22 protein-coding genes are annotated in these 25,231 nt (G+C 67.1%); 15 read left to right on the top strand and 7 right to left on the bottom strand.

Annotated features, from left to right (window positions below; genetic code table 11):
- Positions 1–18: 18 nt before the first annotated feature.
- The gene (coaA, locus tag QNO10_RS11135; RefSeq protein WP_442860239.1) at positions 19–1,053 is read right to left on the bottom strand and encodes a type I pantothenate kinase; all 1,035 of its coding nucleotides are present in this window, start codon (positions 1,051–1,053) and stop codon (positions 19–21) included.
- Positions 1,054–1,123: 70 nt separating this feature from the next.
- Between coaA and glmS the strand changes: the two genes are divergently transcribed.
- From glmS to tsaD, 13 genes are all read left to right on the top strand, one after another.
- Positions 1,124–3,010 carry a glutamine--fructose-6-phosphate transaminase (isomerizing) gene (gene glmS / locus QNO10_RS11130; RefSeq protein ID WP_229947317.1) on the top strand — a complete coding sequence of 629 codons (1,887 nt, stop codon included), beginning with the start codon at positions 1,124–1,126 and terminating at the stop codon, positions 3,008–3,010.
- 12 nt (positions 3,011–3,022) lie between these two features.
- Positions 3,023–3,373, top strand: coding sequence for a holo-ACP synthase (locus tag QNO10_RS11125; protein ID WP_229947321.1), 351 nt, complete (start codon positions 3,023–3,025; stop codon positions 3,371–3,373).
- A 10-nt stretch (positions 3,374–3,383) separates the two neighbouring features.
- A complete protein-coding gene (locus QNO10_RS11120) occupies positions 3,384–4,943 on the top strand; it encodes an NAD(P)H-hydrate epimerase (protein WP_229947323.1) in 1,560 nt (519 codons plus the stop codon).
- Positions 4,944–4,992: 49 nt separating this feature from the next.
- Positions 4,993–7,173, top strand: coding sequence for a glycogen debranching protein GlgX (gene glgX / locus QNO10_RS11115; RefSeq protein ID WP_229947324.1), 2,181 nt, complete (start codon positions 4,993–4,995; stop codon positions 7,171–7,173).
- The gene (gene treY, locus QNO10_RS11110; protein WP_229947326.1) at positions 7,170–9,506 is read left to right on the top strand and encodes a malto-oligosyltrehalose synthase; all 2,337 of its coding nucleotides are present in this window, start codon (positions 7,170–7,172) and stop codon (positions 9,504–9,506) included. The genes glgX and treY overlap by 4 nt, the downstream gene beginning before the upstream one ends.
- Entirely contained in the window at positions 9,503–11,245 is a 1,743-nt protein-coding gene (gene treZ / locus QNO10_RS11105; RefSeq protein WP_229947328.1) for a malto-oligosyltrehalose trehalohydrolase, read from the top strand. The genes treY and treZ overlap by 4 nt, the downstream gene beginning before the upstream one ends.
- A 119-nt stretch (positions 11,246–11,364) precedes the next feature.
- Entirely contained in the window at positions 11,365–12,411 is a 1,047-nt protein-coding gene (gene mgrA / locus QNO10_RS11100; protein ID WP_229947330.1) for an L-glyceraldehyde 3-phosphate reductase, read from the top strand.
- Positions 12,412–12,936, top strand: a complete 525-nt coding sequence (locus QNO10_RS11095; protein WP_229947332.1) for a GNAT family N-acetyltransferase — start codon at positions 12,412–12,414, stop codon at positions 12,934–12,936.
- Complete coding sequence (alr, locus tag QNO10_RS11090; RefSeq protein WP_229947334.1) at positions 12,933–14,213, top strand: alanine racemase; 1,281 nt, start codon at positions 12,933–12,935, stop codon at positions 14,211–14,213. Before QNO10_RS11095 ends, alr begins: the two co-directional genes overlap by 4 nt.
- On the top strand, positions 14,210–14,815 hold the full coding sequence (tsaE, locus tag QNO10_RS11085) for a tRNA (adenosine(37)-N6)-threonylcarbamoyltransferase complex ATPase subunit type 1 TsaE (protein WP_229947336.1): 606 nt from the start codon (positions 14,210–14,212) through the stop codon (positions 14,813–14,815). The genes alr and tsaE overlap by 4 nt, the downstream gene beginning before the upstream one ends.
- Before the next feature lie 56 nt (positions 14,816–14,871).
- On the top strand, positions 14,872–15,540 hold the full coding sequence (gene tsaB / locus QNO10_RS11080) for a tRNA (adenosine(37)-N6)-threonylcarbamoyltransferase complex dimerization subunit type 1 TsaB (RefSeq protein WP_229947338.1): 669 nt from the start codon (positions 14,872–14,874) through the stop codon (positions 15,538–15,540).
- Positions 15,541–15,569: 29 nt separating this feature from the next.
- A complete protein-coding gene (gene rimI, locus QNO10_RS11075; protein WP_229947435.1) occupies positions 15,570–16,055 on the top strand; it encodes a ribosomal protein S18-alanine N-acetyltransferase in 486 nt (161 codons plus the stop codon).
- Entirely contained in the window at positions 16,052–17,134 is a 1,083-nt protein-coding gene (tsaD, locus tag QNO10_RS11070; RefSeq protein ID WP_229947341.1) for a tRNA (adenosine(37)-N6)-threonylcarbamoyltransferase complex transferase subunit TsaD, read from the top strand. The genes rimI and tsaD overlap by 4 nt, the downstream gene beginning before the upstream one ends.
- 82 nt (positions 17,135–17,216) lie before the next feature.
- Here tsaD and QNO10_RS11065 read toward each other — a convergent pair whose 3' ends face one another.
- Positions 17,217–18,362: a glutamate--cysteine ligase gene (locus QNO10_RS11065; protein ID WP_229947342.1), complete on the bottom strand. Its 1,146-nt coding sequence runs from the start codon at positions 18,360–18,362 to the stop codon at positions 17,217–17,219.
- Between the two features lie 161 nt (positions 18,363–18,523).
- Between QNO10_RS11065 and QNO10_RS11060 the strand changes: the two genes are divergently transcribed.
- On the top strand, positions 18,524–19,336 hold the full coding sequence (locus QNO10_RS11060; RefSeq protein ID WP_229947344.1) for a shikimate 5-dehydrogenase: 813 nt from the start codon (positions 18,524–18,526) through the stop codon (positions 19,334–19,336).
- A 39-nt stretch (positions 19,337–19,375) separates the two neighbouring features.
- Here QNO10_RS11060 and QNO10_RS11055 read toward each other — a convergent pair whose 3' ends face one another.
- Positions 19,376–20,605, bottom strand: coding sequence for a class I SAM-dependent methyltransferase (locus QNO10_RS11055; RefSeq protein WP_229947346.1), 1,230 nt, complete (start codon positions 20,603–20,605; stop codon positions 19,376–19,378).
- A 53-nt stretch (positions 20,606–20,658) separates the two neighbouring features.
- Between QNO10_RS11055 and QNO10_RS11050 the strand changes: the two genes are divergently transcribed.
- On the top strand, positions 20,659–21,813 hold the full coding sequence (locus tag QNO10_RS11050; protein WP_229947347.1) for a MalY/PatB family protein: 1,155 nt from the start codon (positions 20,659–20,661) through the stop codon (positions 21,811–21,813).
- A gap of 41 nt (positions 21,814–21,854) precedes the next feature.
- Here the strand turns inward: QNO10_RS11050 and QNO10_RS11045 are convergent, their stop codons facing one another.
- From QNO10_RS11045 to QNO10_RS11030, 4 genes are all read right to left on the bottom strand, one after another.
- Positions 21,855–22,154, bottom strand: coding sequence for a hypothetical protein (locus tag QNO10_RS11045; RefSeq protein ID WP_229947348.1), 300 nt, complete (start codon positions 22,152–22,154; stop codon positions 21,855–21,857).
- A 173-nt stretch (positions 22,155–22,327) separates the two neighbouring features.
- A complete protein-coding gene (locus QNO10_RS11040) occupies positions 22,328–23,086 on the bottom strand; it encodes an iron ABC transporter ATP-binding protein (RefSeq protein WP_229947349.1) in 759 nt (252 codons plus the stop codon).
- 37 nt (positions 23,087–23,123) lie between these two features.
- The gene (locus QNO10_RS11035; RefSeq protein WP_229947350.1) at positions 23,124–24,140 is read right to left on the bottom strand and encodes an iron chelate uptake ABC transporter family permease subunit; all 1,017 of its coding nucleotides are present in this window, start codon (positions 24,138–24,140) and stop codon (positions 23,124–23,126) included.
- Positions 24,133–25,173: an ABC transporter permease gene (locus tag QNO10_RS11030; RefSeq protein ID WP_229947352.1), complete on the bottom strand. Its 1,041-nt coding sequence runs from the start codon at positions 25,171–25,173 to the stop codon at positions 24,133–24,135. The genes QNO10_RS11035 and QNO10_RS11030 overlap by 8 nt, the downstream gene beginning before the upstream one ends.
- Between the last annotated feature and the right edge of the window lie 58 nt (positions 25,174–25,231).

Below are 25,231 nucleotides of genomic sequence, written 5' to 3'. Positions count from 1 at the left end.
ACCTGGCCGGCGCTTCGGTCAGGTCTTCCGCAGCAGCATCCGCCGCACGGAGTGGTCCGCGTCCTTGGTGAGCACCAACTGGGCGCGGCCCCTCGTGGGCAGGACATTGGTGGTGAGGTTCGGCTCGTTGATCCGCTTCCAGATGTCCAGGGCGGTGGCCCGTGCTTCTTCGTCCGTGAGGTCTGCGTAGCGGTGGAAGTACGACGCCGGATCGGCGAAGGCCCCGGTGCGCAGCGACTGGAAACGCTGGACATACCATTCCTCGATGTAGGAGGTCCGGGCATCCACGTAAATGGAGAAGTCAAAGAAATCGCTCAGTGCGAGTCCGGTGCGCCCGTCCGCACGAATCCGCGCCGGGGCCAGGACGTTCAGGCCCTCAACGATGAGAACGTCGGGACGGCGTACCACCACCTCTTCACCCGGCACGATGTCGTACGTCAGATGTGAATACTTCGGTGCCCGCACTTCCTCGGCCCCGCTCTTGACCTCGCTCACAAAGCGCAGCAACCGGCGCCGGTCATAGGATTCCGGAAAGCCCTTGCGCTGCATCAGGCCGCGGCGTTCCAGTTCGGCGTTGGGGTACAGGAAACCGTCCGTCGTGATCAGTTCCACGTTTGGCGTTTCCGGCCACCGGCGCAGCATCTCGCGCAGGACGCGGGCAGTGGTGGACTTGCCTACCGCCACGGAACCGGCCACCCCGATGACGAACGGCGTGCGGGTGGTCTTCTCACCGAGGAACGTGGTGGTGGCGCTGTGCAGCCGGCCGGCCGCAGCCACATAAAGGTTAAGCAGCCGCGAGAGTGGAAGGTAGACCTCCCGGATTTCCTCGAGGTTCAGCTGGTCGCCGAGGCCACGCAGCCGCAGGATGTCCTCCTGGTTCAGGGGAGAACGGATCTCGTGTGACAGACGCGACCAGGTTTTCCGGTCCAGTTCGACGAAGGGGGTGAAACTGCTCTCGGGCGGGGTTGCCGCGGAGGCCTTTACATGGCGTTCGGTCACGTAAGGAATTCTGCCCTGAACAGCAGGCAAACCCAAACGGCCGGACCGGCCCATACACGCCGCGCCATTCCCGCCCGCCCCCGTGCTTTCGGCAACCGGTGCGCGGGCCGGTACGCTTAGTGCTATGTGTGGAATTATTGGATATGCAGGCCGTCCGGACGCCGGTGCAGGAATCAATGCGCTGGGTCATGGTGCCCTTGACGTAGTGATGGAAGGCCTGCGGCGGCTGGAATACCGCGGCTACGACTCCGCAGGTGTCGCCGTTCTCACTCCCCTCGGCATCGAGTACCGGAAGAAGTCCGGCAAGCTGGCCAACCTGGTGGCTGAACTGGAGTCGTCACCGCTGACTCCGGCCACCACCGGCATCGGACACACCCGCTGGGCCACCCACGGCGGCCCCACGGACGAAAACGCCCACCCGCATCTCGCGGACAACGGCCGTCTGGCTGTGATTCACAACGGCATCATCGAGAACTTCGCCGAGCTGAAGGCCGAACTGCTGGCCGCCGGCGCCGTGTTTGTCTCCGAAACCGACACCGAGGTCGCCGCTGCTCTTCTGGCATCGATCTACCGCGGCGAAGGCGCAGGGGACCTTGCACGGTCCATGCAGCTCGCCTGCCAGCAGCTTGAGGGTGCGTTCACCCTGCTGGCGGTCCACACGGATTCCCCCGGCACGGTGGTTGCCGCCCGGCGTAACTCCCCGCTCGTCGTCGGGCTGGGCGAGGGCGAGAACTTCCTCGGCTCGGACGTGTCCGGCTTCATCGACTTCACCCGCCGCGCCGTCGAACTGGGACAGGACCAGGTAGTGACCATCACTCCCGACTCCGTCCAGATCACCGACTTCTTCGGAGAACCGGCCGAAGGCACCGAGTTCCACGTGAACTGGGACGCCGCCGCAGCCGAAAAGGGCGGCTACGACTCCTTCATGGAGAAGGAAATCAACGACCAGCCGCAGGCCGTGGGGGACACCCTCCTGGGCCGGTCGGACATTGACGGACGCCTCACCCTCGATGAGCTGCGTGTCAGCCCCGAGGAACTGAGGAACGTCAACAAGATCATGGTGCTGGCCTGCGGCACCTCCGCGTATGCCGGCCAGGTGGCCAAGTACGCCATCGAGCACTGGTGCCGGCTGCCGGTCGAGGTGGAGCTCAGCCACGAGTTCCGGTACCGGGATCCGATTGTCGACTCGAATACACTGATTGTCGCCATCTCCCAGTCCGGGGAAACCATGGACACCCTGATGGCCGTCCGCTATGCCAAGGAGCAGGGCGCGAAGGTCCTGGCCATCTGCAACACCAACGGCTCCACCATCCCGCGGGAATCGGATGCCGTGCTGTACACACACGCTGGACCGGAGATCGCCGTGGCCTCCACCAAGGCCTTCCTGGCACAGATCACCGCCGCCTACCTCCTGGGCCTCTACCTGGCACAGATCCGCGGCAACAAGTTCCAGGGCGAAATCAAGGACATCCTCGCGGACCTGGCAAAGGTGCCGGACAAGATCCAGCAGGTGCTGGATAACTCCGGGCAGATCAAGGAGCTGGCCCAGTTGATGGCCAACACCCGCTCCGTCCTGTTCCTGGGCCGCCATGTGGGCTTCCCGGTAGCCATGGAAGGCGCACTGAAGCTGAAGGAACTGGCCTACATCCATGCTGAAGGATTCGCCGCCGGCGAGCTCAAGCACGGCCCGATCGCGCTGATCGAGGAAGGCCAGCCGGTCTTCGTGGTGGTTCCGTCGCCGCGCGGCCGCGATTCCCTGCACGCGAAGGTGGTCTCCAACATCCAGGAGATCCGCGCCCGCGGCGCCAAGACCATCGTGATCGCCGAAGAAGGCGACGACGCCGTCAAGGCCTACGCGGAACACATCTTCTACGTGCCGGAAACCCCGCCGCTGCTGGCGCCGCTGCTCACGACCGTGCCGCTGCAGATCTTTGCCTGCGAGCTGGCGACGGCCAAGGGCTTCGACGTCGACCAGCCGCGCAACCTGGCCAAGTCCGTCACGGTGGAATAAGGAGCATTACCGGTGATTATCGGAATCGGCGTCGACGTAGTGGACGTGCCGCGGTTCGGCCGTCAGCTGGAGCGCACGCCCGGGCTCCGGGCGCGGCTCTTCGCCCCGGCGGAACGTGAGCTGAACCTGCGCTCCCTGGCCGCGCGGTTCGCGGCAAAGGAAGCAGTAGCCAAGGCGCTCGGCGCCCCGGCCGGCATGAACTGGCAGCACTGCGAGGTCCTGCTGGATTCCGCCGGAGCGCCGCAGCTGAAGATCGACGGCACTGTCGCCGCCGTCGCCGAGGGCAAGGGCGTGCAGACCTGGCATCTGTCACTGAGTCATGACGGGGACATGGCTACGGCAATGGTCATCGCCGAAGGCTAGGACCGGGCGCATGATCAGTGCGTACACCGGGACGGCCGTCCGCCGGGCCGAAGCCCCCCTGCTCGCCGCCGGGCAGGGCGGGGAGCTGATGCAGCGTGCAGCCTACGGGCTGTACGCCGCCACGGCGTCCCGGCTGGGAGCCCGCCGCGGCCGGATCTACGGTGCACGGGTTGTTGTGCTGGCCGGCAGCGGCAACAACGGGGGAGACGCATTGTTTGCCGCAGCCCGGCTCCTCGGGCGGGGAGCCGCGGCGACGGCGGTGCTGACCTCCGCCCACGCGCATCCCGAGGCGCTGGCCGCCTTCCAGACGGCCGGCGGGACAACCGTGAGCCTCACTCAAGACAATGCCGCAGCACTTGCCGGCGGGGCCCTGGCGGCCGACGCCGTGCTCGACGGCGTGCTCGGCACCGGCGGCAGCGGCGGACTCCGCGGCCCGGTGCGGGACCTGGCCGAGGCATTGAACACGGCACGGCTGCAGGGGCGGTCGCCGCTGGTCGTCGCCTGCGACCTGCCCAGCGGGGTGGATGCCGATTCCGGCCGGACCGGCGGAACCTGCCTGCGGGCGGACCTGACCGTCACTTTCGGAGCCGTCAAGACCGGCCTGCTGGCCGGACCGGGCGCCGTCGCCGCCGGAGAAATCCACTGCGTCGATATTGGGCTCGGCCCCTATCTGGGCAGCCCGGACGCCTACCGGCTGCAGGCGGAGGACCTGGCGGAACTGATCCCCCTGCCCGCGGCGCAGGACCATAAATACAGCCGCGGAGTCCTCGGCATTGCCGCAGGGTCGGACACCTATCCCGGGGCCGCGCTGATGGCTGCCGGGGCGGCGCTGGCCACCGGCGTCGGCATGGTCCGCTACCTGGGGCCGGAGTCCGTGGCCCGGCTGATCAACCTGGCGCATCCGGAGGCAGTCTGCGGAACAGGCAGCGTTCCACAGACCCATGTCCAGGCCTGGCTCGCCGGTCCGGGCGCCGGCAACGACGCGGACCAGCGCCGCCGGGCAGAGGATGCCATGGCCTCGGGGCTGCCCGCAGCCATCGACGCCGACGCGATCGGTGCCGTCCGCCCCGGGCTGCACCCCGGCGTCGTGCTCACTCCCCACGCCGGGGAACTGTCAGCACTGCTGGGTTCCCTGGGCGAGGACGCCGAACGTGCGCAGATCGAAGCCGATCCGCTCCGCTACGCCCGCCTCGCGGCCGCCCGCACCGGCGCCACCGTCCTGCTCAAGGGCTGGGCGACAGTGGCGGCAGCACCCACCGGCGAGGTGTACAGCCAGGCCGACGCCACACCGTGGCTCGCGACGGCGGGGAGCGGAGACACCCTCTCGGGCATCCTCGGGGCGCTGCTGGCGACCGACCGCACCCCGGAGGACGCGCGGGGACCGGGACACTATGCCCGCCTGGCGGCGGCCGCAGCCCACCTGCACGGCCGCGCAGGAGCACTTGCAGCCGCCGATGGCCCCGTTCAGCCGTCACAACTCGGACCGCGGATCCAGGCGCTTGTTGCGGAACTCACCCGACAGGGGAGTACCCGAATTCAAGTAAGATCCATGTCTGAGGTAAAAAAGTAAGTAGACATATCAATTTTGTGTTGTCAGGGAACTAGTTCAGGAGCACTACATGGAAGTTTGGCCGGGAGATGCCTATCCGCTGGGCGCAACCTACGACGGAAACGGCACCAACTTCGCTCTCTACAGCGAGGTGGCGGATTCCGTAATCCTGTGCCTGTTCGATGAGGACGGCACGGAGCACCAGGTCCGGCTGACCGAGGTCGACGGATATGTCTGGCACTGCTACCTGCCGCAGGTGATGCCGGGCCAGAAGTACGGCTACCGTGTGGAAGGGCCGAATGACCCGGAGAACGGCAACCGGTGCAACCCGAACAAGCTGCTGCTGGACCCCTACGCCAAGGCCGTTGCCGGCGAGATCGACTGGGACCAGGCGCTGTTCGGCTACAACTTCGGCGACGAACACTCACGCAATGACGAGGATTCCGCCCCGCACATGATGATGGGCGTGGTGATCAACCCGTTCTTCGACTGGGACGGGGACCGGAAGCCGAAGATCCCGTACCACCAGACCGTGATTTACGAGGCGCACGTCAAGGGCCTCACCGAAACGCACCCCGACGTGCCCGAGGACCAGCGCGGCACCTATGCCGGCGTCGCCCATCCTTCCGTGATCGCACACCTGCAGAAGCTCGGGATCACCGCCATCGAACTGATGCCCGTGCACCAGTTCGTCAACGACTCCACCCTGCAGGAAAAGGGACTGTCGAACTACTGGGGCTACAACACCATCGGCTTCTTCGCCCCGCACAACACCTACAGCGCCACCGGCGACCAGGGCCAGCAGGTCCAGGAGTTCAAGGCCATGGTCCGTGCCCTGCACCTGGCAGGCATCGAAGTCATCCTCGACGTGGTCTACAACCACACCGCCGAGGGTAACCACATGGGCCCCACGCTGTCCTTCCGGGGCATCGACAACGCGTCCTACTACCGGCTGGTGGAGGACGACAAGAAGTACTACATGGACTACACCGGTACCGGTAACTCCCTCAACGTGGGCAACCCGCACTCGCTGCAGCTGCTTATGGATTCGCTGCGCTACTGGGTCACCGAAATGCACGTTGACGGTTTCCGCTTTGACCTGGCCTCCACCCTGGCCCGCGAGTTCTACGACGTCGACCGCCTCTCCGCCTTCTTTGAACTGGTGCAGCAGGACCCGGTAGTCTCCCAGGTCAAGCTGATCGCCGAGCCGTGGGACGTTGGCCCCGGCGGCTACCAGGTGGGCAACTTCCCCCCGCAGTGGACCGAATGGAACGGCAAGTACCGGGATACCGTCCGCGATTTCTGGCGCGGAGAACCCTCCACGCTGGGCGAGTTCGCTTCCCGCATCACCGGCTCCGCGGACCTGTACGAGTCCTCGGCCCGCCGCCCCGTGGCGTCCATCAACTTCGTTACCGCCCACGACGGCTTCACGATGCATGACCTCGTGTCCTACAACGAAAAGCACAACGAGGCCAACGGCGAAGACAACAACGACGGCGAATCCCACAACCGGTCCTGGAACTGCGGCGTCGAGGGCCCCACGGATGATCCCTCGGTCCTGTCGCTGCGGGCCCGCCAGCAGCGCAACTTCATTGCCACCCTGCTCCTTTCGCAGGGCGTGCCGATGATCGCCCACGGCGATGAGCTGGGCCGGACGCAGCAGGGTAACAACAACACCTATGCGCAGGACTCCGAGCTGAGCTGGATCAACTGGGAGACCATGGACGCCCCGCTCCTGGAATTCACCGCCGCCGTCAACACGCTGCGTGCCGAGCACCCCACGTTCCGCCGCCGCCGCTTCTTCGACGGCCGTCCGGTCCGCCGGGGAGAGGGCGAGGCGCTGCCGGACATCGTTTGGCTGAACGAGGACGGTTCCACCATGTCCCCGGATGACTGGGACACCCCGGTCAGCCGTTCCCTGGGCGTGTTCCTGAACGGCCAGGGGATTTCGGGCAAGGATGCACGTGGACAGCGCATCACGGACCTGAACTTCCTCCTGTACTTCAACGCGCACGACGAAGCCGTGAAGATCACCCTTCCGTCCAAGGAATACGCCCCGATGTGGGACACGGTCATCGACACCGCCGGTGAATACGCAGGCTCCGAGCCGGTTGCCGCTGACGGCCAGCTGACCGTGGCCGCCAAGTCGATGGTGGTCCTGCGGGCACATGCAGAGGAAGAGGAGCACGACCACTCCGTAGCGGCGTCCCTCGCCGCCATGGCAGCCCAGAACACCGAGGCTGCTGAATGAGGACACCGCTCTCCACGTACCGCCTGCAGATCCGTCCGTCCTTTACCCTGTTCGACGCCGCGGAGCTGGTGCCGTACCTGGCCGGCCTCGGCGTGGACTGGGTGTACCTTTCACCCATCCTCACCGCCGAGGAGGGCTCGGACCACGGCTATGACGTGACCGACCCCTCCTCAGTGGATCCGACCCGGGGCGGCGCGGAGGGCTTGAAGGCCCTGTCCGACGCCGCCCACGCGGCCGGACTGGGCGTGCTGGTGGACATTGTGCCCAACCACATGGGCATCGCCACGCCGCACCGGAATAAGTGGTGGTGGTCCGTGCTGGCCGAGGGGCGCAACTCCCGGTATGCCGAGGCATTCGACATCGACTGGGACGCCGCGGACGGGAAGCTGCGGCTGCCCGTCCTGGGCGACGGCGGCAACGAACTCGAGCAGCTCAAGCTGGTCGACGGCGAACTGCACTACTACGACCACCGTTTCCCGGTGGCTGCCGGCACCGCTTCGGTTGGTGACAGCGCGCAGGACGTGCATGCCCGCCAGTCCTACGAGCTGATCAACTGGCGCCGCGCCGACAACGAGCTGAACTACCGCCGGTTCTTCGGAGTCAACACCCTCGCCGGTATCCGCGTGGAGGAACCCTGGGTCTTTGACGAGGCCCACGCCGAAGTTAAGCGCTGGTTCGACGAAGGCCTCGTGGACGGACTCCGCATTGACCACCCGGACGGCCTGGCCGATCCGAAGGGTTACCTGGCCCGCCTGCGCGAGATCACCGGCGGCGCGTACATCCTGGTGGAAAAGATCCTGGAACCGGGCGAGAAGCTCGCCGCGGACTGGGAGACCGAAGGCACCACGGGCTACGACGCGCTCGCCGACATCGACCGGCTGTTCGTCGACCCTGCGGGCAACGAAACACTGACTGCGCTGGTGCCCATGGAGCCGTATGCGGACATGATCCACGGCACCAAGCGGGTTATTGCCGATGCCCTGCTGCACTCGGAAGTCCAGCGCCTGGTGCGCCTGCTTCCCGCGGACTCCGGGCTGGACGCAGAGACGGCAGCTGACGCGATTGCTGAACTGCTGGCCTGCTTCCCGGTGTACCGCAGCTACCTGCCCGAAGGCGCCGACCACCTCACCGAGGCCGTTATTGCCGCGAAGGTCCGCCGGCCCGATCTGGCTGCCGCCCTGGACATCCTGCATCCGCTGCTGAACCCGCTGCCGGCGGACGGTTCCGCGGATGCTGTGTCCCTCGACCGCCTGGGGGAGCTGGCGGTCCGCTTCCAGCAGACTTCCGGCATGGTGATGGCCAAGGGTGTGGAGGACACGGCGTTTTACCGGTACTCCCGCCTGACGTCGCTGAACGAGGTGGGCGCAGACCCGGCACATTTCTCGGTGGCACCGTTCGACATGCACACCCGCCTGCTCCGCCGGCAGCTGGAACAGCCGGCGGCCATGACTGCCCTGACCACGCACGACACCAAGCGCAGCGAAGATACCCGCGCCCGGATTTCCGTGTTCGCGGAAATTCCGGACGAGTGGAGCGAGGCGTTCACGCGCCTGGACTCCCTGGTTCCGATGGGCGACGGGCCGATGGCGAACCTGCTCTGGCAGACATTCGTCGGAGCCTGGCCGCTGAGCCGGGAGCGTGCCCACGCCTACGCCGAGAAGGCCGCACGGGAAGCCTCCAGCAGCACCACCTGGACGGCTCCCAATGCGGAATTCGAGAAGCGCATGCATGCAGCCATCGATGCCGCGTTCGACAATCCCGAGGTCAACGCCGTGATCACCGCGCTGGTCGACCGGGTCCGCACGGCGGGATACAGCAATTCGCTCTCCGCCAAGCTCCTGCAGCTGACCATGCCGGGCGTTCCGGATGTCTACCAGGGCACGGAATTCTGGGACCGCTCGCTGGTGGACCCGGACAACCGGCGCGAGGTGGACTTTGCCCGCCGGCGCGGGGTTGCGGCGTCGTTCGCCGACGCCGGTGTACCCGCGCTGGATGAGGATGCGGCAGCGAAGCTGCTGGTCACCACCCGTGCGCTGCAGCTCAAGCGCGGCCGGCCCGAGCTGTTCACGGGGTACGTTCCCGTGGCGGTGGAGGGATCCGCAGCGGAACACCTCTTTGGGTTCGACCGCGGCGGCGCGGTGGCCCTGGTGACCCGCCTTCCGCTGGGACTGGAACGGCGCGGCGGCTGGCAGGACACCGCCGTCGTCCTGGCCCCCGGCACCTACCGGGACATCATCACCGGCAACACGCATAAGAGCAGCGGCCGGCTGGCGGCTGCAGACCTGTTGGGCACCTATCCGGTGGCGCTGCTTGTTCGGGAGGACGGCGAATGAGGACCGACTTTGACGTGTGGGCACCGAAAGCCGGCACCATGACACTGCTGGCCGACGGCCGGCGCCTGTCCATGACCCGTGGAGAGAACGGCTGGTGGCACGCCCAGCACGCCGAACTCACCGAGGACATTGACTACGGGTACCTCATTGACGACGCCGAGACGCCGGTGCCGGACCCCCGGTCCCGGCGGCAGCCCGGGGGAGTACATGCACTCTCGCGGACCTTTGACCCGGACCTGCACCAGTGGAACGACTCCGGATGGGTCTCGCCGGGGCTCGACGGCAGCGCGATCTACGAGATGCACGTCGGGACCTTCACTCCCGAGGGAACGCTGGACGCGGCGATCGGCCGGCTGGACTACCTGGTGGACCTGGGGGTCCGCTATGTCGAACTGCTGCCGGTGAACGCCTTCAACGGAACCCACAACTGGGGTTACGACGGAGTGCTCTGGTACGCGGTGCAGGAGACCTACGGCGGGCCGGAGGCCTACCAGCGGTTTGTGGACGCCGCACACCAGGCCGGCCTGGGCGTGATCCAGGACGTTGTCTACAACCACCTCGGCCCCAGCGGCAACTACCTCCCGATGTTCGGCCCCTACCTCACGGAGGGGAAGTCGAACACCTGGGGTGACTCGGTAAACCTGGACGGACCGCTCTCCGACACCGTCCGCGAGTACATCGTGGACAACGTCCTGATGTGGTTCCGCGACTACCACGTGGACGGACTGCGCCTGGATGCAGTTCACGCCCTGCACGATGAACGGGCCGTGCACATCCTGGAGGAGATCGCCGCCGCGACGGATCAGTGCGCCGAGGCCCTGGACAAGCCGCTGTTCCTGATCGCGGAGTCGGATTTGAACAATCCCCGGCTCATCACCCCGCGCAGCGTCAACGGCTACGGCCTCGCCGGCCAGTGGTCCGATGACTTCCACCATGCCGCCCACACCAACCTGACGGGCGAAAACGGCGGCTACTACGAGGACTTCGATTCCATCGAGGCCCTCGCAAAGGTGCTGCAGGAAGGCTTCTTCCACAACGGAACGTTCTCCTCCTTCCGGGAACGCGGCCACGGCCGTCCCCTGGACAAGGAGCAGGTGACGGCCCGCCAGCTGGTGACGGCCATCCAGAACCACGACCAGATCGGCAACCGTGCCGCGGGCGACCGGCTGAGTGCGGCCCTGGGCTACGAGCAGCTGGCCCTCGGCGCGGTGCTGAGCCTGGCCTCACCGTTCACCCCCATGCTCTTTATGGGTGAGGAATTCGGGGCCTCCACGCCTTGGCAGTTCTTCACCTCGCATCCGGAACCCGAGCTGGGGAAGGCCACGGCGGAGGGTCGGCTGAAGGAATTCGAACGGATGGGCTGGGACCCGGACACGGTGCCCAATCCGCAGGACCCGACGACCTTCACCAACTCGAAGCTGGACTGGTCCGAGGTGGAGGAAGGTGACCACGGCCGGCTGCTGGACCTGTACCGCAGGCTCCTGACGCTGCGCCGGGACACCCCCGACCTGATGGACCCGGACCTGCGTAACGTCCAGGTGGAGTATGACGAGGTGGGACGCTGGCTGGTGATGCGGCGGGGGTCCACGGCAGTGGCGATGAACTTCGCCGACACGCCCCGGGAAGTGCCGCTTCCGTTCGGTAAGCAGGCGGAAGTCCTGCTGGAAACCGTACCGGTGGAGCTTTACGGCGACGCCGTGCAGCTGCCCGCGTACGGCGCGGCCATCCTGGCCGGTTAAGTCACCCCAAGCCGCAGGACCGGCCGGGACGGGCATCAGCCTGTCCCGGCCGGTCCGGCTTTAACGCCCTGCAGGGCAGGCCCGAGCGGTGACCCACGCAACAGTGGCAGTATGGTGCCATGACTTATGTTGCTGCGGAAAACCGATACGAATCCATGCCCTACCGGCGCGTCGGACAGAGCGGGCTCCAGCTCCCGGCAGTCTCGCTGGGACTCTGGCACAACTTTGGTGATGACAAGCCCTTCGAGACGCAGCGCGCCATCCTGCGCCGGGCCTTCGACCTGGGCGTCACCCACTTTGACCTGGCGAACAACTACGGCCCGCCCTACGGCTCCGCCGAAACCAACTTCGGCCGGCACTTCCGCGACGATTTCCGTCCGTACCGCGACCAGCTGGTGATTTCCAGCAAGGCCGGCTACGACATGTGGCCGGGCCCGTACGGCAACTGGGGATCCCGCAAGTACCTGCTTTCCTCCCTGGACCAGTCCCTGGAACGCATGGGCCTGGACTACGTCGACATTTTCTACAGCCACCGTCCGGATCCGGAAACCCCGCTGGAGGAGACCATGGGTGCACTGGACACCGCCGTGCGGTCGGGCCGTGCCCTGTACGCCGGCATCTCGTCCTACTCCCCGGAAAAAACGATCGAGGCGGCCCGGATCCTGCGCGAAATGGGCACCCCGCTGCTGATCCACCAGCCGTCGTACTCCATGCTCAACCGCTGGGTGGAGGACGGCGAACCGGACCTCTTCGCCGCCCTGGATGAAGTGGGAGCCGGTTCCATTGCCTTCTCGCCCCTGGCGCAGGGCCTGCTGACCAACAAATACCTCAACGGTGTGCCGGAGGACTCCCGCGCAGCCGCCGGAAAGTCCCTGGACCAGTCCCAGCTCTCGGAGGAGAACCTGGAACGGGTACGCGGCCTGAACGGCATCGCCGAGTCCCGCGGCCAGAGCCTGGCCCAGATGGCCATCGCCTGGGTCCTGCGCACCCGGCCCGGGACCGCATCCATCACCTCCGCCCTCATCGGCGCCTCGAGCGTGAAGCAGCTGGAGGATTCACTCGCAGCAGTGAACAACCTGGAGTTCTCCGCGGATGAACTGCGCCGCATCGACGAATTCGCGGTCGATTCCAAGATCAACCTGTGGGCCGCAGCCCTCGAGGCGTAAATGGCCGCACTGGCCATCCGGGAGGCCCGCGCCGCTGACTGGCCGGCCATCTGGTCCCTGATGGAGCCCATTGTGCGTGCCGGGGAAACGTACTGCTGGGATACCGGAACCACCGGGGAGCAGGCCCGGCAGCTGTGGCTGGAGCCTGCCCCCACGGTGGTGTTCGTCGCCGAAAAGGACGGCGTGGTGGCAGGCACCGCACAGCTGCACCCCAACCGGTCCGGGAACGGCAGCCACGTTGCCAACGCGTCCTTCATGACCGCCCCGCAGTTCAGCGGACAGGGCATCGCCAGGGCCCTGGCGGAACATGTCCTGGACGAGGCTGCGCGCCGGGGCTACCGGTCGATGCAGTTCAACGCCGTGGTGGAAACCAACACGCGGGCGGTGGGGCTGTGGCAGTCCCTCGGGTTCGGCATCCTTGCCACGGTGCCCGAAGCCTTCCGGCATCCAACCGAGGGGTTCACCGGACTGCACATCATGTACCGCACCCTGGCGGCTGGCAGGAGTGAAACAATAGGTTCGTGAACTACCCTGAATTCCCGCCGCCGGCCGAGCGTTCCGCCGTCATCGACCTGGCTGCCATCCGGCACAATGTCCGCCACCTGGCCCATGTGGTCAGCCCCGCCCGCGTTATGGCGGTGGTCAAAGCGGATGCCTACGGCCACGGCGCGGTGGAGACTGCGCGGGCAGCGGTCTCCGCCGGTGCCGCCTGGCTGGGTGTGGCGCACATCAGTGAAGCACTGGCGCTCCGCTCGGCCGGCATCACCGAACCCGTCCTTGCCTGGCTGCATACCCGTGAGGCGGAATTCGGCGAAGCCATCCGGGCCAACGTGGATCTGGGGGTTTCCGGCTGGGATCTGGAAGAGGTGGTCGCGGCCGCCCGGGAACTGGAAATGCCCGCCCGCGTACACCTGAAGATCGACACCGGACTGGGCCGCAACGGCTGCCCGGAAGACCTTTGGGAAGCCTTCGTCGGCAGGGCGCTGGCCTACCAGGAAGAAGGCCTGCTGCGGGTTGTGGGGATCTTCTCCCACTTTGCCGTAGCGGATGAACCACACCGTCCGGAAACCGATGAGCAGCTGCGGAAGTTCCGTGACGCTGTCGCGGTTGCCGAAGACGCGGGTGTGGACCGCGAGGTGCGGCATATCGCGAACACCCCCGGAGCCCTCTCCCGTCCCGATGCACACTTTGACCTGGTGCGGATTGGACTGGGCATATACGGGCTCTCGCCTTTTGCCGGACAGAGCTCGGCGGAACTGGGCCTGAAGCCGGCCATGACTGTGAAGACCACCATTGCGGCCTGCAAGGAAGTACCTGCCGACCAGGGTGTTTCCTATGGCCTGCATTACCGGACTCAGGAGCGGACAACCCTGGCCCTCATCCCACTGGGGTACGCCGACGGTATCCCGCGCGTCGCCACCGGCGGTCCGGTGCAGGTGGATGGGCAGGTGTACCCGGTGGTGGGACGCGTTGCCATGGACCAGATGGTGATTGACCTGCACCGGACCGGCATCGCCGGTACCCCGGACTCGCTCGTGGGACGGGAAGCCGTCCTCTTCGGCGGCGAGGGCCGGCCAAGCGTCGACGAGTGGGCCTCCGCAGCCGGCAGCATCAACTACGAGATCATCAGCAGGATCGGCGGCCGCGTCCCCCGCACCTACATCGACAGCGAACCCCGCGGCGGGACCGGGGACACCGAAGGGCTGCCCATTGCCCTGGAAGCGGCGCCGGAAAGTAGTACGGCACCGGAAGGCGCCACGGACCCGGAGCCGCAGACAGCACAGGCGGTAGAAGCCCCGTGACGGTCACCGACACACCAGCCTGGGAAGCCGAATACCGGACTGCCGGCGCCGAAGAGACGCAGGCGCTAGCCGAACGCCTCGGCGGCATCCTGCGCCGCGGCGACCTGCTGCTGCTGACGGGCGAACTCGGTGCCGGAAAAACCACCTTCACACAGGGACTCGGCGCCGGGCTGGGCGTACGGCCGGGCATCATTTCGCCCACCTTCGTCCTGGTCCGGGAGCACCCCAACCTGGGCTCCGGACCGGACCTCATCCACGTGGATGCGTACCGGCTCGGTTCCGAGGGCGAGGTTGACGACATTGACCTCGAAGCCTCCATGGACCGTTCCGTCACGGTGGTCGAGTGGGGCCGGGGACTGGTGGAGCACCTCTCCGACAGCCGCCTGGAAATCACGCTCATCCGGGCCGTGGGCGGACAGTCCGCTCCGGGCAGCGCAGACACCCCGGGTGGGAACTCCACACCGGACCAGGAGCCCCGTGCCGGAACCATTCCGGCTACAGACTTCTCCACGGACTTCTCTGCGGAAGACACGGACGAGGAACGCACCATCCACCTGGCGGGCTACGGTCCGCGCTGGCAGCAGGCACCGGACCTGGGCTGAACCCGGCGGCGCTGCCCGGAAAACGGGTCCGGGGACAGCGCCGTAGAATGGACACCGTGCTGATTCTCTCCATTGATACCTCCGCCATAGCCAGTGCGGCTCTGCTCAACGGGGACGGAGAGACCCTGGCGTCCTTCGCCACCGAGGACACCCGCTCCCACGCCGAAGTGCTCGCCCCCGGAATCGCCGGCCTGCTGGCCGAGGCAGGGGTTGCCGGGACGGACCTGGACGCGGTGGTCGTAGGGGTGGGCCCCGGTCCCTTCACCGGACTCCGCGCCGGAATCGCCACGGCCCGGACCCTGGCGTTCGCCTGGGACAAACCGCTGCACGGGGTGATGAGCCTGGATGCCCTTGCGGTGGACGCGGCCCTGGATGCCTGGCGCCTGGGCATCGACGAATTCGCCGTTGCCACTGATGCCCGCCGCAAAGAGGTGTACTGGGCCGCCTACCGCAGCACCGGCGGAACCCCCGAACTGCTGGACGGGCCGCACGTGAGCGACCCGGTTGAGGTCCCGGCCCTGCCGGTCTACGGCGCCGGTGCCGGCCTGTACTCCGGGATCCTGCACGCCGTGGAGGGTTTCTCCGCTGCCCAGCCGACGGCCGAAGCACTGGGGCGCACCGCCGCCGCCCGCCTGGTCCGCGGCCTGCCGCTGCTGCCCAGCACCCCGCTGTACCTGCGCGAGTCCGACGCCAAGGTCCCCGGCCCGCGGAAGCGCGCCCTGTGACCGCCGCGGAGAACGTGCGCATCCGGCCCATGGACGCCGGGGACATTCCCGCCGTGGATGCCCTGGAGCGCAGGCTGTTTCCCGTCGACGCGTGGCCGCTGCAGATGTTCCACGATGAGCTGGCGCAGACCTCCACCCGGTCCTACTACGTGGCGGTGGATCCCGCCGGAACCGTCATCGGTTATGCCGGCCTGATGTGCGTGCTGCCCATCGCCGACGTCCAGACCATCGCCGTCGTCCCCGAAAACGAGGGTGCGGGCATCGGCTCGCGGCTGCTCGCCATCCTGGTGGATGAGGCTAAACGGCGCGGCGCGGAGGACGTACTGCTGGAAGTACGCGACGACAATCCGCGCGCCCAGCGACTGTACCGCTGGTTCGGCTTTGAACAGATCCACGTCCGGCCGCGCTATTACCGCGACGGCGCCTCCGCCCTGATCATGCGCCTGCCCCTGGCAGGCTGGTCGGGAGCGCCGACGGCGGCCGTGACTGCACCAGAAACGAAGGACAGTAAATGAACCGCACCGACCCCCTGGTGCTCGGCATCGAATCCTCCTGCGACGAGACAGGCATTGGCATCGTCCGGGGCACCGAGCTGCTGACCAACACCGTCTCTTCCTCCATGGAGGAACACGTCCGGTTCGGCGGCGTGATTCCCGAGATCGCTTCCCGTGCCCACCTCGATGCAGTGGTTCCCGCCCTGCAGGCGGCCCTGGCCGAAGCAGGCGTGCGGCTCGACGACCTGGACGCAATTGCCGTCACCTCCGGCCCCGGCCTGTCCGGTGCGCTGATGGTGGGCGTCAGCGCCGCCAAGGCCCTGGCCCTGGCCACCGGCAAGCCGCTCTACGCGATCAACCACCTGGTGGCGCATGTGGGCGTGGGCGTGCTCGACGGCGGCGCCCTGCCGGACAACCTCGGCGCGCTTCTGGTCTCCGGCGGACACACCGAGATCCTGCGGGTTGCGGACCTCACCAGCGACGTGGAACTCCTCGGGTCAACCATCGACGACGCCGCGGGGGAGGCCTATGACAAGGTGGCACGCATCCTCGGCCTGGGCTACCCCGGCGGACCGGCCATTGACCGGCTGGCCCGCGAGGGTAATCCCAAGGCCATCCGGTTCCCGCGGGGGCTGACCCAGCCTAAGTACATGGGCACGGCGGAGGCTCCCGGGCCGCACCGCTACGACTGGTCCTTCTCCGGCCTCAAAACCGCCGTGGCCCGCTGCGTGGAGCAGTACGAGGCTGCCGGCCAGGACCTGCCGGTTGCCGACATTGCCGCGTCCTTCCAGGAGGCGGTAGTGGACGTGATCACCGCCAAGGCAGTGCTGGCCTGCACGGAGCACGGCATCACCAACCTGCTCCTGGGTGGGGGAGTGGCTGCCAACTCGCGGCTGCGGGCCCTGACTGAGGAGCGCTGCGCTGCGGCGGGCATCAAACTGCGGGTCCCGCCGATTTCCCTGTGCACCGACAACGGCGCCATGGTCGCCGCGCTGGGCGCTCAGGTGGTGATGGCCGGCGGCGAACCGTCGGGGATCGGCTTCGGCACGGATCCGTCCCTGCCGGTCACCAGCATCCACGTGGCGGCCGCCCGGGCCTGACCCACCGCAGATGCAGAAGGGCCCCGGCGCTGGTTTTGGACCAGTTCAGTTCGCCGGGGCCTATGTGGCTCTGTCCGCAGGCTCAGGCGCCGCGGAGCTGCCGGATGCCGTCGAACACGACCGCGCGCAGGTCGCCGTCGTTTTCCGCCGCGACCCGGCGCTGCTGCCGGTAGCCGGCGCCGCGCTCAATGATGGTCCGGACATCGGCCAGTTCGGCGCTGCAGCCCAGCTCCTCCGCCACTGCTTCCAGGCGCGGCAGGACGTCCTCCAGCAGGTGGTCGGTGACGAGCTTTTCATTGCCCTCGGCGTCCAGGATCACGATCGCCTCGAGACCGTACCGCGCAGCGCGCCACTTGTTTTCCTGGACGTGCCAGGGCGGCATGGTGGGGATGGTGCCGCCGGCGTCGATGATCGAGGAGAACTCGTGCACGAGGCACTGGGTCAGCGCAGCGATTGCGCCCACGTCCCGGATATCCGCCAGCCCGTCGCAGACACGCATTTCAATGGTGCCCAGACCGGGTACCGGCCGGATATCCCAGCGGATTTCACTGATCGAATCGATGACGCCGGTGGTGAACATGTCCTGCACGTAGGACTCGTATTCCGACCAGGACGCAAACTGGAACGGCAGCCCGGCAGTGGGCAGCTGCTGGAACATGAGGGCGCGCTGGGAGGCGTAGCCGGTGTCCTCGCCGGACCAGAAGGGGGAGGACGCCGAGAGGGCCTGGAAATGCGGGAAGTAGTTCACCAGTCCATCCAGGACGGGGAGGACCTTGTCGCGGCTGTCCAGCCCCACGTGCACGTGCACCCCGTAAATGAGCATCTGCTGGCCCCACCACTGGGTCCGGTCGATGAGCTTGGCGTAGCGCTCCTTGTCCGTAACCGGCTGTGAACGCGGGGTGCTGAAGGGGTGCGAGCCGGCGCAGAACAGTTCAACGCCCATCGGGTCCGTGACCCGCCGGACCGCCGCGAGCGAGCGGGACAGATCCGCCTTGGCCTCCGCTACGGTACTGCAGATGCCGGTCACCAGCTCAACGGTGTTTTCCAGCAGTTCCTGCTTGATGTGCGGATGCTCATCGTCTTCATGCAGTGCCGGGTCATTGACGTTCACACCGCGCAGGACTTCATCCGCCACGGAGACCAGGTCTCCGGTGGTGCCGTCCACAAGGGCCAGTTCCCACTCGACTCCCAGGGTTGACTGGGCCGATTTGGCGAACTCGATTTCCAAACTGTCTCCTGCTTTGTGCGTTGCTGACTCCAGTTCCCGGACCCGCATCTTTGCGTTGGGAACCTCACCAATCCTATAGCCGCAGGCGCCTGGGCCGGTCCCCGGCCCGTAACCTGCACTGAAACCGGAAGGTGGCGCCCCTGTCCGGACATAATGGGGGAATGCCGATCCTGAACAAAGACATGACCCTGTGCATTTCCCTGGCCGCGCGGCCGAGCAACATCGGTACGCGCTTCCACAACTACCTCTATGACCAGCTGGACCTGAACTACGTCTACAAGGCGTTCGCGCCCACGGACCTGGCGCAGGCCATTGCCGGCGTGCGGGGCCTGCCGATCCGGGGCTGCGCCGTGTCCATGCCGTACAAGGAGGACGTGATTGCGCTCGTGGACCGGATGGACCCGTCCGCGAAAGCCATCGACTCCGTCAACACGATCGTCAACGACGACGGTGTGCTCACCGCCTATAACACCGACTACCTCGCCATCGCCCGGCTGCTGCGGGACCACCGGGTCCCGGCCACGCACTCGGTGCTGATGCGCGGTTCCGGCGGCATGGCCAAGGCTGTGGCTGCCGCGCTGCGGGACGCCGGGTTCTCCGACGTCACTGTGGTCGCCCGTAACGAGGCCGCCGGCCGGGCGCTCGCGGACCTCTATGACTTCGCCTGGCAGCCGGAGCCGGGCACCTCCACCGCGGACCTGCTGATCAACGTGACCCCGCTGGGTATGTCCGGACAGGACGAGGATGTGCAGTCCTTCAGCAACGAGGCCGTGGCCGCCGCACGGGTGGTGTTCGACGTCGTCGCGCTGCCCGCGGAAACCCCGCTGATCACTGCCGCCCGCACCGCAGGGAAACCGGTGATCACCGGGGCGGAAGTCATCGCCATCCAGGCCGAGGAACAGTTCGTGCTTTACACCGGGGTGCGGCCGACACCGGACCAGGTGCGCGAAGCCAGCGAGTTCTCCCGCTCCTGACCCGGTTTCCGGGAGCCGGCCGGCCGTTCACCGCGCCGCCTAGGCGGAAGGAACCGGTTCCACCACCAGGGCCACGCGGTCCTCGCCGATCCGGGTGAGGACCAGCGTGGCTTTGTTTTCGCCCTTGTTTCCCCCCTTGCCGGAGCCGGTGAGCAGGGCCTTGCGCAGCTCCTCCGGGGTCACGGACATTCCCCGCTTTTTGATGTCCAGGACCCCGATGCGGTTTTCCCGGACCCAGGCCTTGAGTGCCTTGACGTTGTACGGGCGCACTTCGAGGATCCGGTAGGCGCGGGCGAAGGGCGTCTCGCGCAGTTCCGGTGCGCAGATGTAGGCAATGTGGGGATCCAGGAGGTGCCCGTCCAGGGTGGCAGCGACGTCGGCCACCAGGCCGGCGCGGATCACGGCGCCGTCGGGTTCATACAGGTATCCCTCCGCAGGCCCCATGGTGACGTCCTGCGCACCGGCGTCGTAGTCCACCGGTGAGGTCAGTTCCGCCGCGCCCCCGGACCCGATCACCAGGGCGGCCCGCCGGACGCCGTCGCGGCGCAGGGAATTGAACCACAGGGTTGCCTCGGTGACGTCCCCGTCCACCGACACCCACTGCGCCTCGCAGCCGGCCGGCAGCGCCTCGTGCGGGATGCCGGGGCCCATCTTGACGCCAACGGGCAGGCCGGAATCGGCCAGGGACTCCACAAAGGACAGGGGAGGGGAGAACGCCTCCGGGTCGAAGATGCGGGTGGTGCCCGACGTCGAGGTGGTCCTCCGTGCCGGGTCCAGCCAGACGCCGTCGAACCCCGACAGGTCGAATTCCTCCGCCCTGCCCTGGACCACAGTTGCCTCCGGCCAGGGCATGAGGTTGATGGTGGCGGCCGCCGCTGTGATCTCATCGAGCTCGACGGCGGTCACCTGCCGGTCGAGGGTGGCCAGCGCCAGGGAATCGGCACCGATCCCGCAGCCAAGGTCCGCAACCTTTTCCAGTCCGGCGTCCTGGAAGCGGCGGGCATGCAGGGCAGCCACATTCAGCCGGGTGGCCTGCTCCAGGCCGGGAGAGGTAAAGACCATGTGCTCGGCGAACGGCCCGAACTTGCCCCGGGCCTTCATCCTCAGTTTCGCCTGGGTCAGGACGGCCGCCACCAGCTCGGAGGAGTGCCCGGCCTTGCGCAGGTCGGTGTTGAGTTTCAGGGATTCGGACTCGAGGTAGGGGGGAAGCGAGTTCAGCAGCTGCCATCCCTCGGGAGTCAGAACATGTGCAAGGGAAGTATCGGGCATGCCCTCCAGCCTAGTTGTTCCGCCTCCCGCCGCGTTAGCTGTAGGTTGGCGCCATGAGGAAGATCGCCGCCGAGCCGCTGGCAGCGCTGAGGGCACGGACCAGCTTCAAATGGCAGACCTATCCGGAGGACGTGCTGCCACTGTTCGTGGCGGAGATGGACTACCCGCTGGCGGAACCGGTGCAGCAGGCAATCATCGCCCGGGTGCTGGCCTCCGACACGGGGTATATCGCCGGACCGGAGCCGGTGGCGGAAGCATTCGCCGGGTATGCCGGGCGCACCTGGGGGTGGATGGTGGCTCCCGGGGACGTCCGGAGCACCACGGACGTGAGCGTGGGCATCGTGGAGTGCCTGCGGCAGGCGGTGCCGGTGGACGGCAGCGTCATCATCACCCCGCCGGTCTACCCGCCGTTCTTTGAGCTGCCGGTGGAAGCGGATGCCTCCGTGGTGGAAGTGCCGCTCCTGCCCACTGACGACGGCTGGCAGTTGGACCTGGCGGGGATTGAACGGGCCTTTGCCCGCGGAGCGGACGCCCTGCTGCTGTGCAACCCGCACAACCCGCTGGGGCTGGTCCACTCCGCCGAGACCCTCCGGGCGCTCGCAGACCTCTCGGCCCAGTACGGCGTGGCAGTGATCAGCGATGAAATCCACGCCCCGCTTACCTATGAACCGGGGGCCTTCACTCCGTACCTGACCGTGTCGGAAAGTGCCCGGGAGTACGGCATCTGCGTCACCGCGGCCAGCAAGGGGTGGAACATTGCGGGCACCAAATGCGCCGTCATGGTGGCCCAAAGCGACCGGACCCGGCTGATGCTGGCCTCCATGCCCGAGGAAGTCTCCGCACGGACGAGCATCCTGGGCCTGCACGCTTCGGCCGCCGCGTACAACGACGGCGGACCCTGGCTGGCAGGAGTCATGGCGTCCCTGGCGGATAACCGGCAGCTGCTGGGGGATCTGCTGGCCGACCTATTGCCTGGCGTGGTGTACCGGCCGCCGTCGGCAGGCTACCTGGCCTGGCTCGATTTCCGTGCGTTGGGCTGGAACGCGGATCCCGCCGCCCTTGCCATGGACCAGGCGCGGGTCGCACTGGAACCGGGTCTGCGGTTCGGGCGCGCGGGTGCAGGCTTCGCCCGGTTGAACTTCGCCTGTTCCCCGGAGGTCCTGGCCGAGGCCTTGGAGCGGTTGGCTGGGATCCGGTCCTCCGCGTAAGGGCCCCCATTACAGCTCAGGGCGGTGGCCGGGTGCCCGGATCAGGCCGGAGCGAGGATGCTCAGCTGGCGGGGAGCCAGTGTCCCGCCCTTGACCTGCACGACGGGCACGGGCAGGAACCCGGTTTCCGAACTGCGGACCAGGCCGGCCATTGCACCCTTCGTCACCGCCGCCCGGCGCAGGTCCAGGAGCACAGTCAGGCCGGGAAGGGCGCTGTTCGCCCTCCGCACCAGCACGTAAAGCACCCTGCAGTTCTGCTCGGTGACCATGCCGCGGACTTCCAGCCGTGCCGTGCGGCGATCAAGGTCAAAATGGATGCCGACACGCAGTTTGGGCTCCATGGCCGGTCCTTCCCCGAAGGGCCGCAAAAGTGCGACGGATTCCAACCTAGGAGTGCCGGACAGCACGGCACAATGCACCAGGCACATACTGCCCGCTCGGGCAGTACAGATTGTGCCTGTGGCCGGGCGGGGATGGCCAAACAGCCCCCCCCCGGGTGGCCCCGGCAGGACCGTCAGGCGAAGTAGACGCCGATCCGGTTGCCGTCGATTTCCTCAATGCGGATATCAATGTCGTAAATGTCCCGCAGGACCGCGGGCTGCATGATCCGGGCCGGCGGCCCCTGATGGATCAGGCGGCCCTCGCGCATCGCGATGATGTCATCCGAATAGCAGGAGGCGAAGTTGATGTCGTGGATGACCAGGACCACGGTCTTCCCGAAATCGTCGGTGAGCCGGCGCAGTAGCCGCATCATTTCCACCGAGTGCTTCATATCCAGGTTGTTCAGCGGCTCGTCGAGCAGCAGGTAATCCGTGTCCTGCGCCAGCACCATCGCAATGAACGCCCGCTGGCGCTGTCCGCCGGAGAGTTCGTCCACGAACCTGTCCGCCAGCTCGGACAGGTCCAGGTAGGCCATGGCCTGGTCAATGCGGACTTTGTCCTCCGGGCCGGGGCGGCCGCCGTTGTGCGGGTAGCGGCCGAAGCCCACGAGGTCGCGGACTGTCAGCCGGACGGTGAGCTGGTTGTCCTGGCGCAGGATCGCCATCTTCCGCGCCAGGTCCCGGCCCGGGGTGGAAACGACGTCGAGCCCGTCCACGGTGACCGTGCCGGAATCCAGAGGCAGCAGGCGGCTGATCATGGAGAGCAGTGTCGACTTGCCCGCGCCGTTGGGTCCGATGATCGAGGTGATGCCGCCTTCCTTGAGCTCGCAGCTCACCCCGTCCACGACGACGGTGGAGGAGTAGCGTTTGGTGGCGCCGTTGACGGAAATCATGAGGCAGGGCCTTTCGGATGGCGCAGGCGGGACTCAGTCATCGGACCGAACCCCTCAGCAGCAGGATGAGGAACACGATGCCGCCGACGAACTCGATGACAATGCTCAGGGCAGTGTCGAAGTCGAAAATCCGTTCCAGCACCAGCTGCCCGCCCACCAGGGCGATGATTCCCAGCAGGACGGCGATCGGCAGCACCGCGGCGTGCCGGAACTTGGTGCAGAGCTGGTAGGCCAGCGAGGCCACCAGCAGGCCGAAGAAGGTCACGGGACCCACGAGCGCGGTGGACACTGCGACGAGCACGGAGCAGATGATCAGCGTGGCGGTGACTGCCCGTTTGTGGTCCACGCCCAGGTTCACAGCGGTTTCGCGGCCCAGGGCCAGGACGTCGAAGGAATGGCGCATCCGCCAGGCAACGGCGCTGACTACCGCGACGGCGGCCGCTGAATAGCCCAGCAGGGCCGCATCGACATTGTTGAAGCTGGCGAAGAACAGGTCCTGCAGGATGATGAACTCGCTCGGGTCGATCAGCCGCTGCAGCAGCGAGGAGAAGCCGCGGAACATGGTGCCGAAGACAATCCCCACCAGCAGCATCAGGTGCAGGGACTTCCCGCCGCCGGTAAACAGCCAGCGGTACAGCAGGAAGGAGAAACCCACCATCAGGAGCACTTCCACGCAGAACCGCACCGGAGCGCCGAGGGACAGCAGCGTCCCACCGCCCAGGGCAAACACGAGGACGGTCTGGATCAGCACATACAGGGCATCAAAACCCATGATCGACGGCGTCAGGATCCGGTTGGCGGTGACTGTCTGGAACAGGACCGTCGAGACACCCACGGCGTAGGCCACCAGGATCATGGACCCGACCTTGACGGCCCGCCGGGGCAGCGCATAGCCGAGGTTGCCGCGCAGCTCAATGGTCATAAAAACCGCAACCAAAGCGGCCGCGGTGATCCCGAGGGCGATGATCCAGAACTTTGCGGGGACGGTCCGGACCGGCCGGCCGCGGTGCCGGGTGAGTGCGGCGGGCAGCGCGCTGGTGGAGGTGTCAGGCATGGGAACCGCGCTTACGCAGGAGGAGGTACAGGAAGATGACGCTGCCGACGGCCGAGACCACAACACCCACCGGGATTTCATACGGGTAGCGGATGGTGCGCCCGATGATGTCGCACAGCAGGACGAAGCCCGCCCCGAAGACGGCGACCCAGGGCACCGCCCGGCGGACGTTGTCGCCGATCAGCAGGGACACCAGGTTGGGCACAATCAGCCCGAGGAAGGGGATGGAACCAACGCTGACCACGACGACGGCGCTGATCAGGGAGACGATGACGAGCCCAAGGGCCATCACCCGGTTGTAGTTCAACCCGAGGTTGGTGGTGAAGTCCTGCCCCATGCCCGCGACGGTAAACCGGTCCGCCGCGAGGTAGCCGATCACCGTCAGGGCCCCCACGATCCAGAGCAGCTCATACCGGCCGCGCAGGACGCCGGAGAAATCCCCGATCATCCAGCTGTTCAGGGTTTGCAGCAGGTCCGTGCGGTAGGCAAAGAAGGTGGTGACGGCGGAAATCACGCCGCCGAGCATGATGCCCACGAGCGGAACGATCAGGGTGTTGCGCAGCGGGATCCGGCGCAGGATAAGCAGGAAGAGGGCGGTTCCGGCGGCGGCAAAGACGGAGGCGGTGGACATCTTCAGGAACATGGACGCGCCCGGCAGCAGCACGGTCACCGCGAGGATTCCCAGCTGCGCCGATTCCACCGTCCCGACGGTGGACGGTTCCACAAACTTGTTCCGGGCCATCAGCTGCATGATCAGGCCGGCCACGCTCAGGGCCATGCCCGCCAGGACAATACTCAGCGTGCGGGGGAGCTGGCTGACCCAGAACAGCATGGCCGTGGTGGGATCCCCGGCCAGCAGCGAGGCCAGGGAAAGGTCCCCAACCCCTACGAAAAGGCTGACGGCGGCCAGCACGACGACGGCGCAGACCCCCAGTACCAGCGCGGCGGTTGAACGCACAAGGCGCCGCCGTTCCGGGGGAGCGGCGGCGGAGGCAGGAGCCGGTGCAGGCACCGGCGTGGAGGGGACCGTCATGGGGATATCCAGTTCCTCCGCTGCCCGGAACAGCAGGTTCCGGGCAGCGGAGCGCAGA

The sequence above is a fragment of the Arthrobacter sp. zg-Y919 genome (assembly GCF_030142045.1).
GTDB lineage: Bacteria > Actinomycetota > Actinomycetes > Actinomycetales > Micrococcaceae > Arthrobacter_B.
The sequence above is the reverse complement of the archived record's forward strand: the minus strand, read 5'-3'. Positions and strand labels throughout refer to the sequence as shown.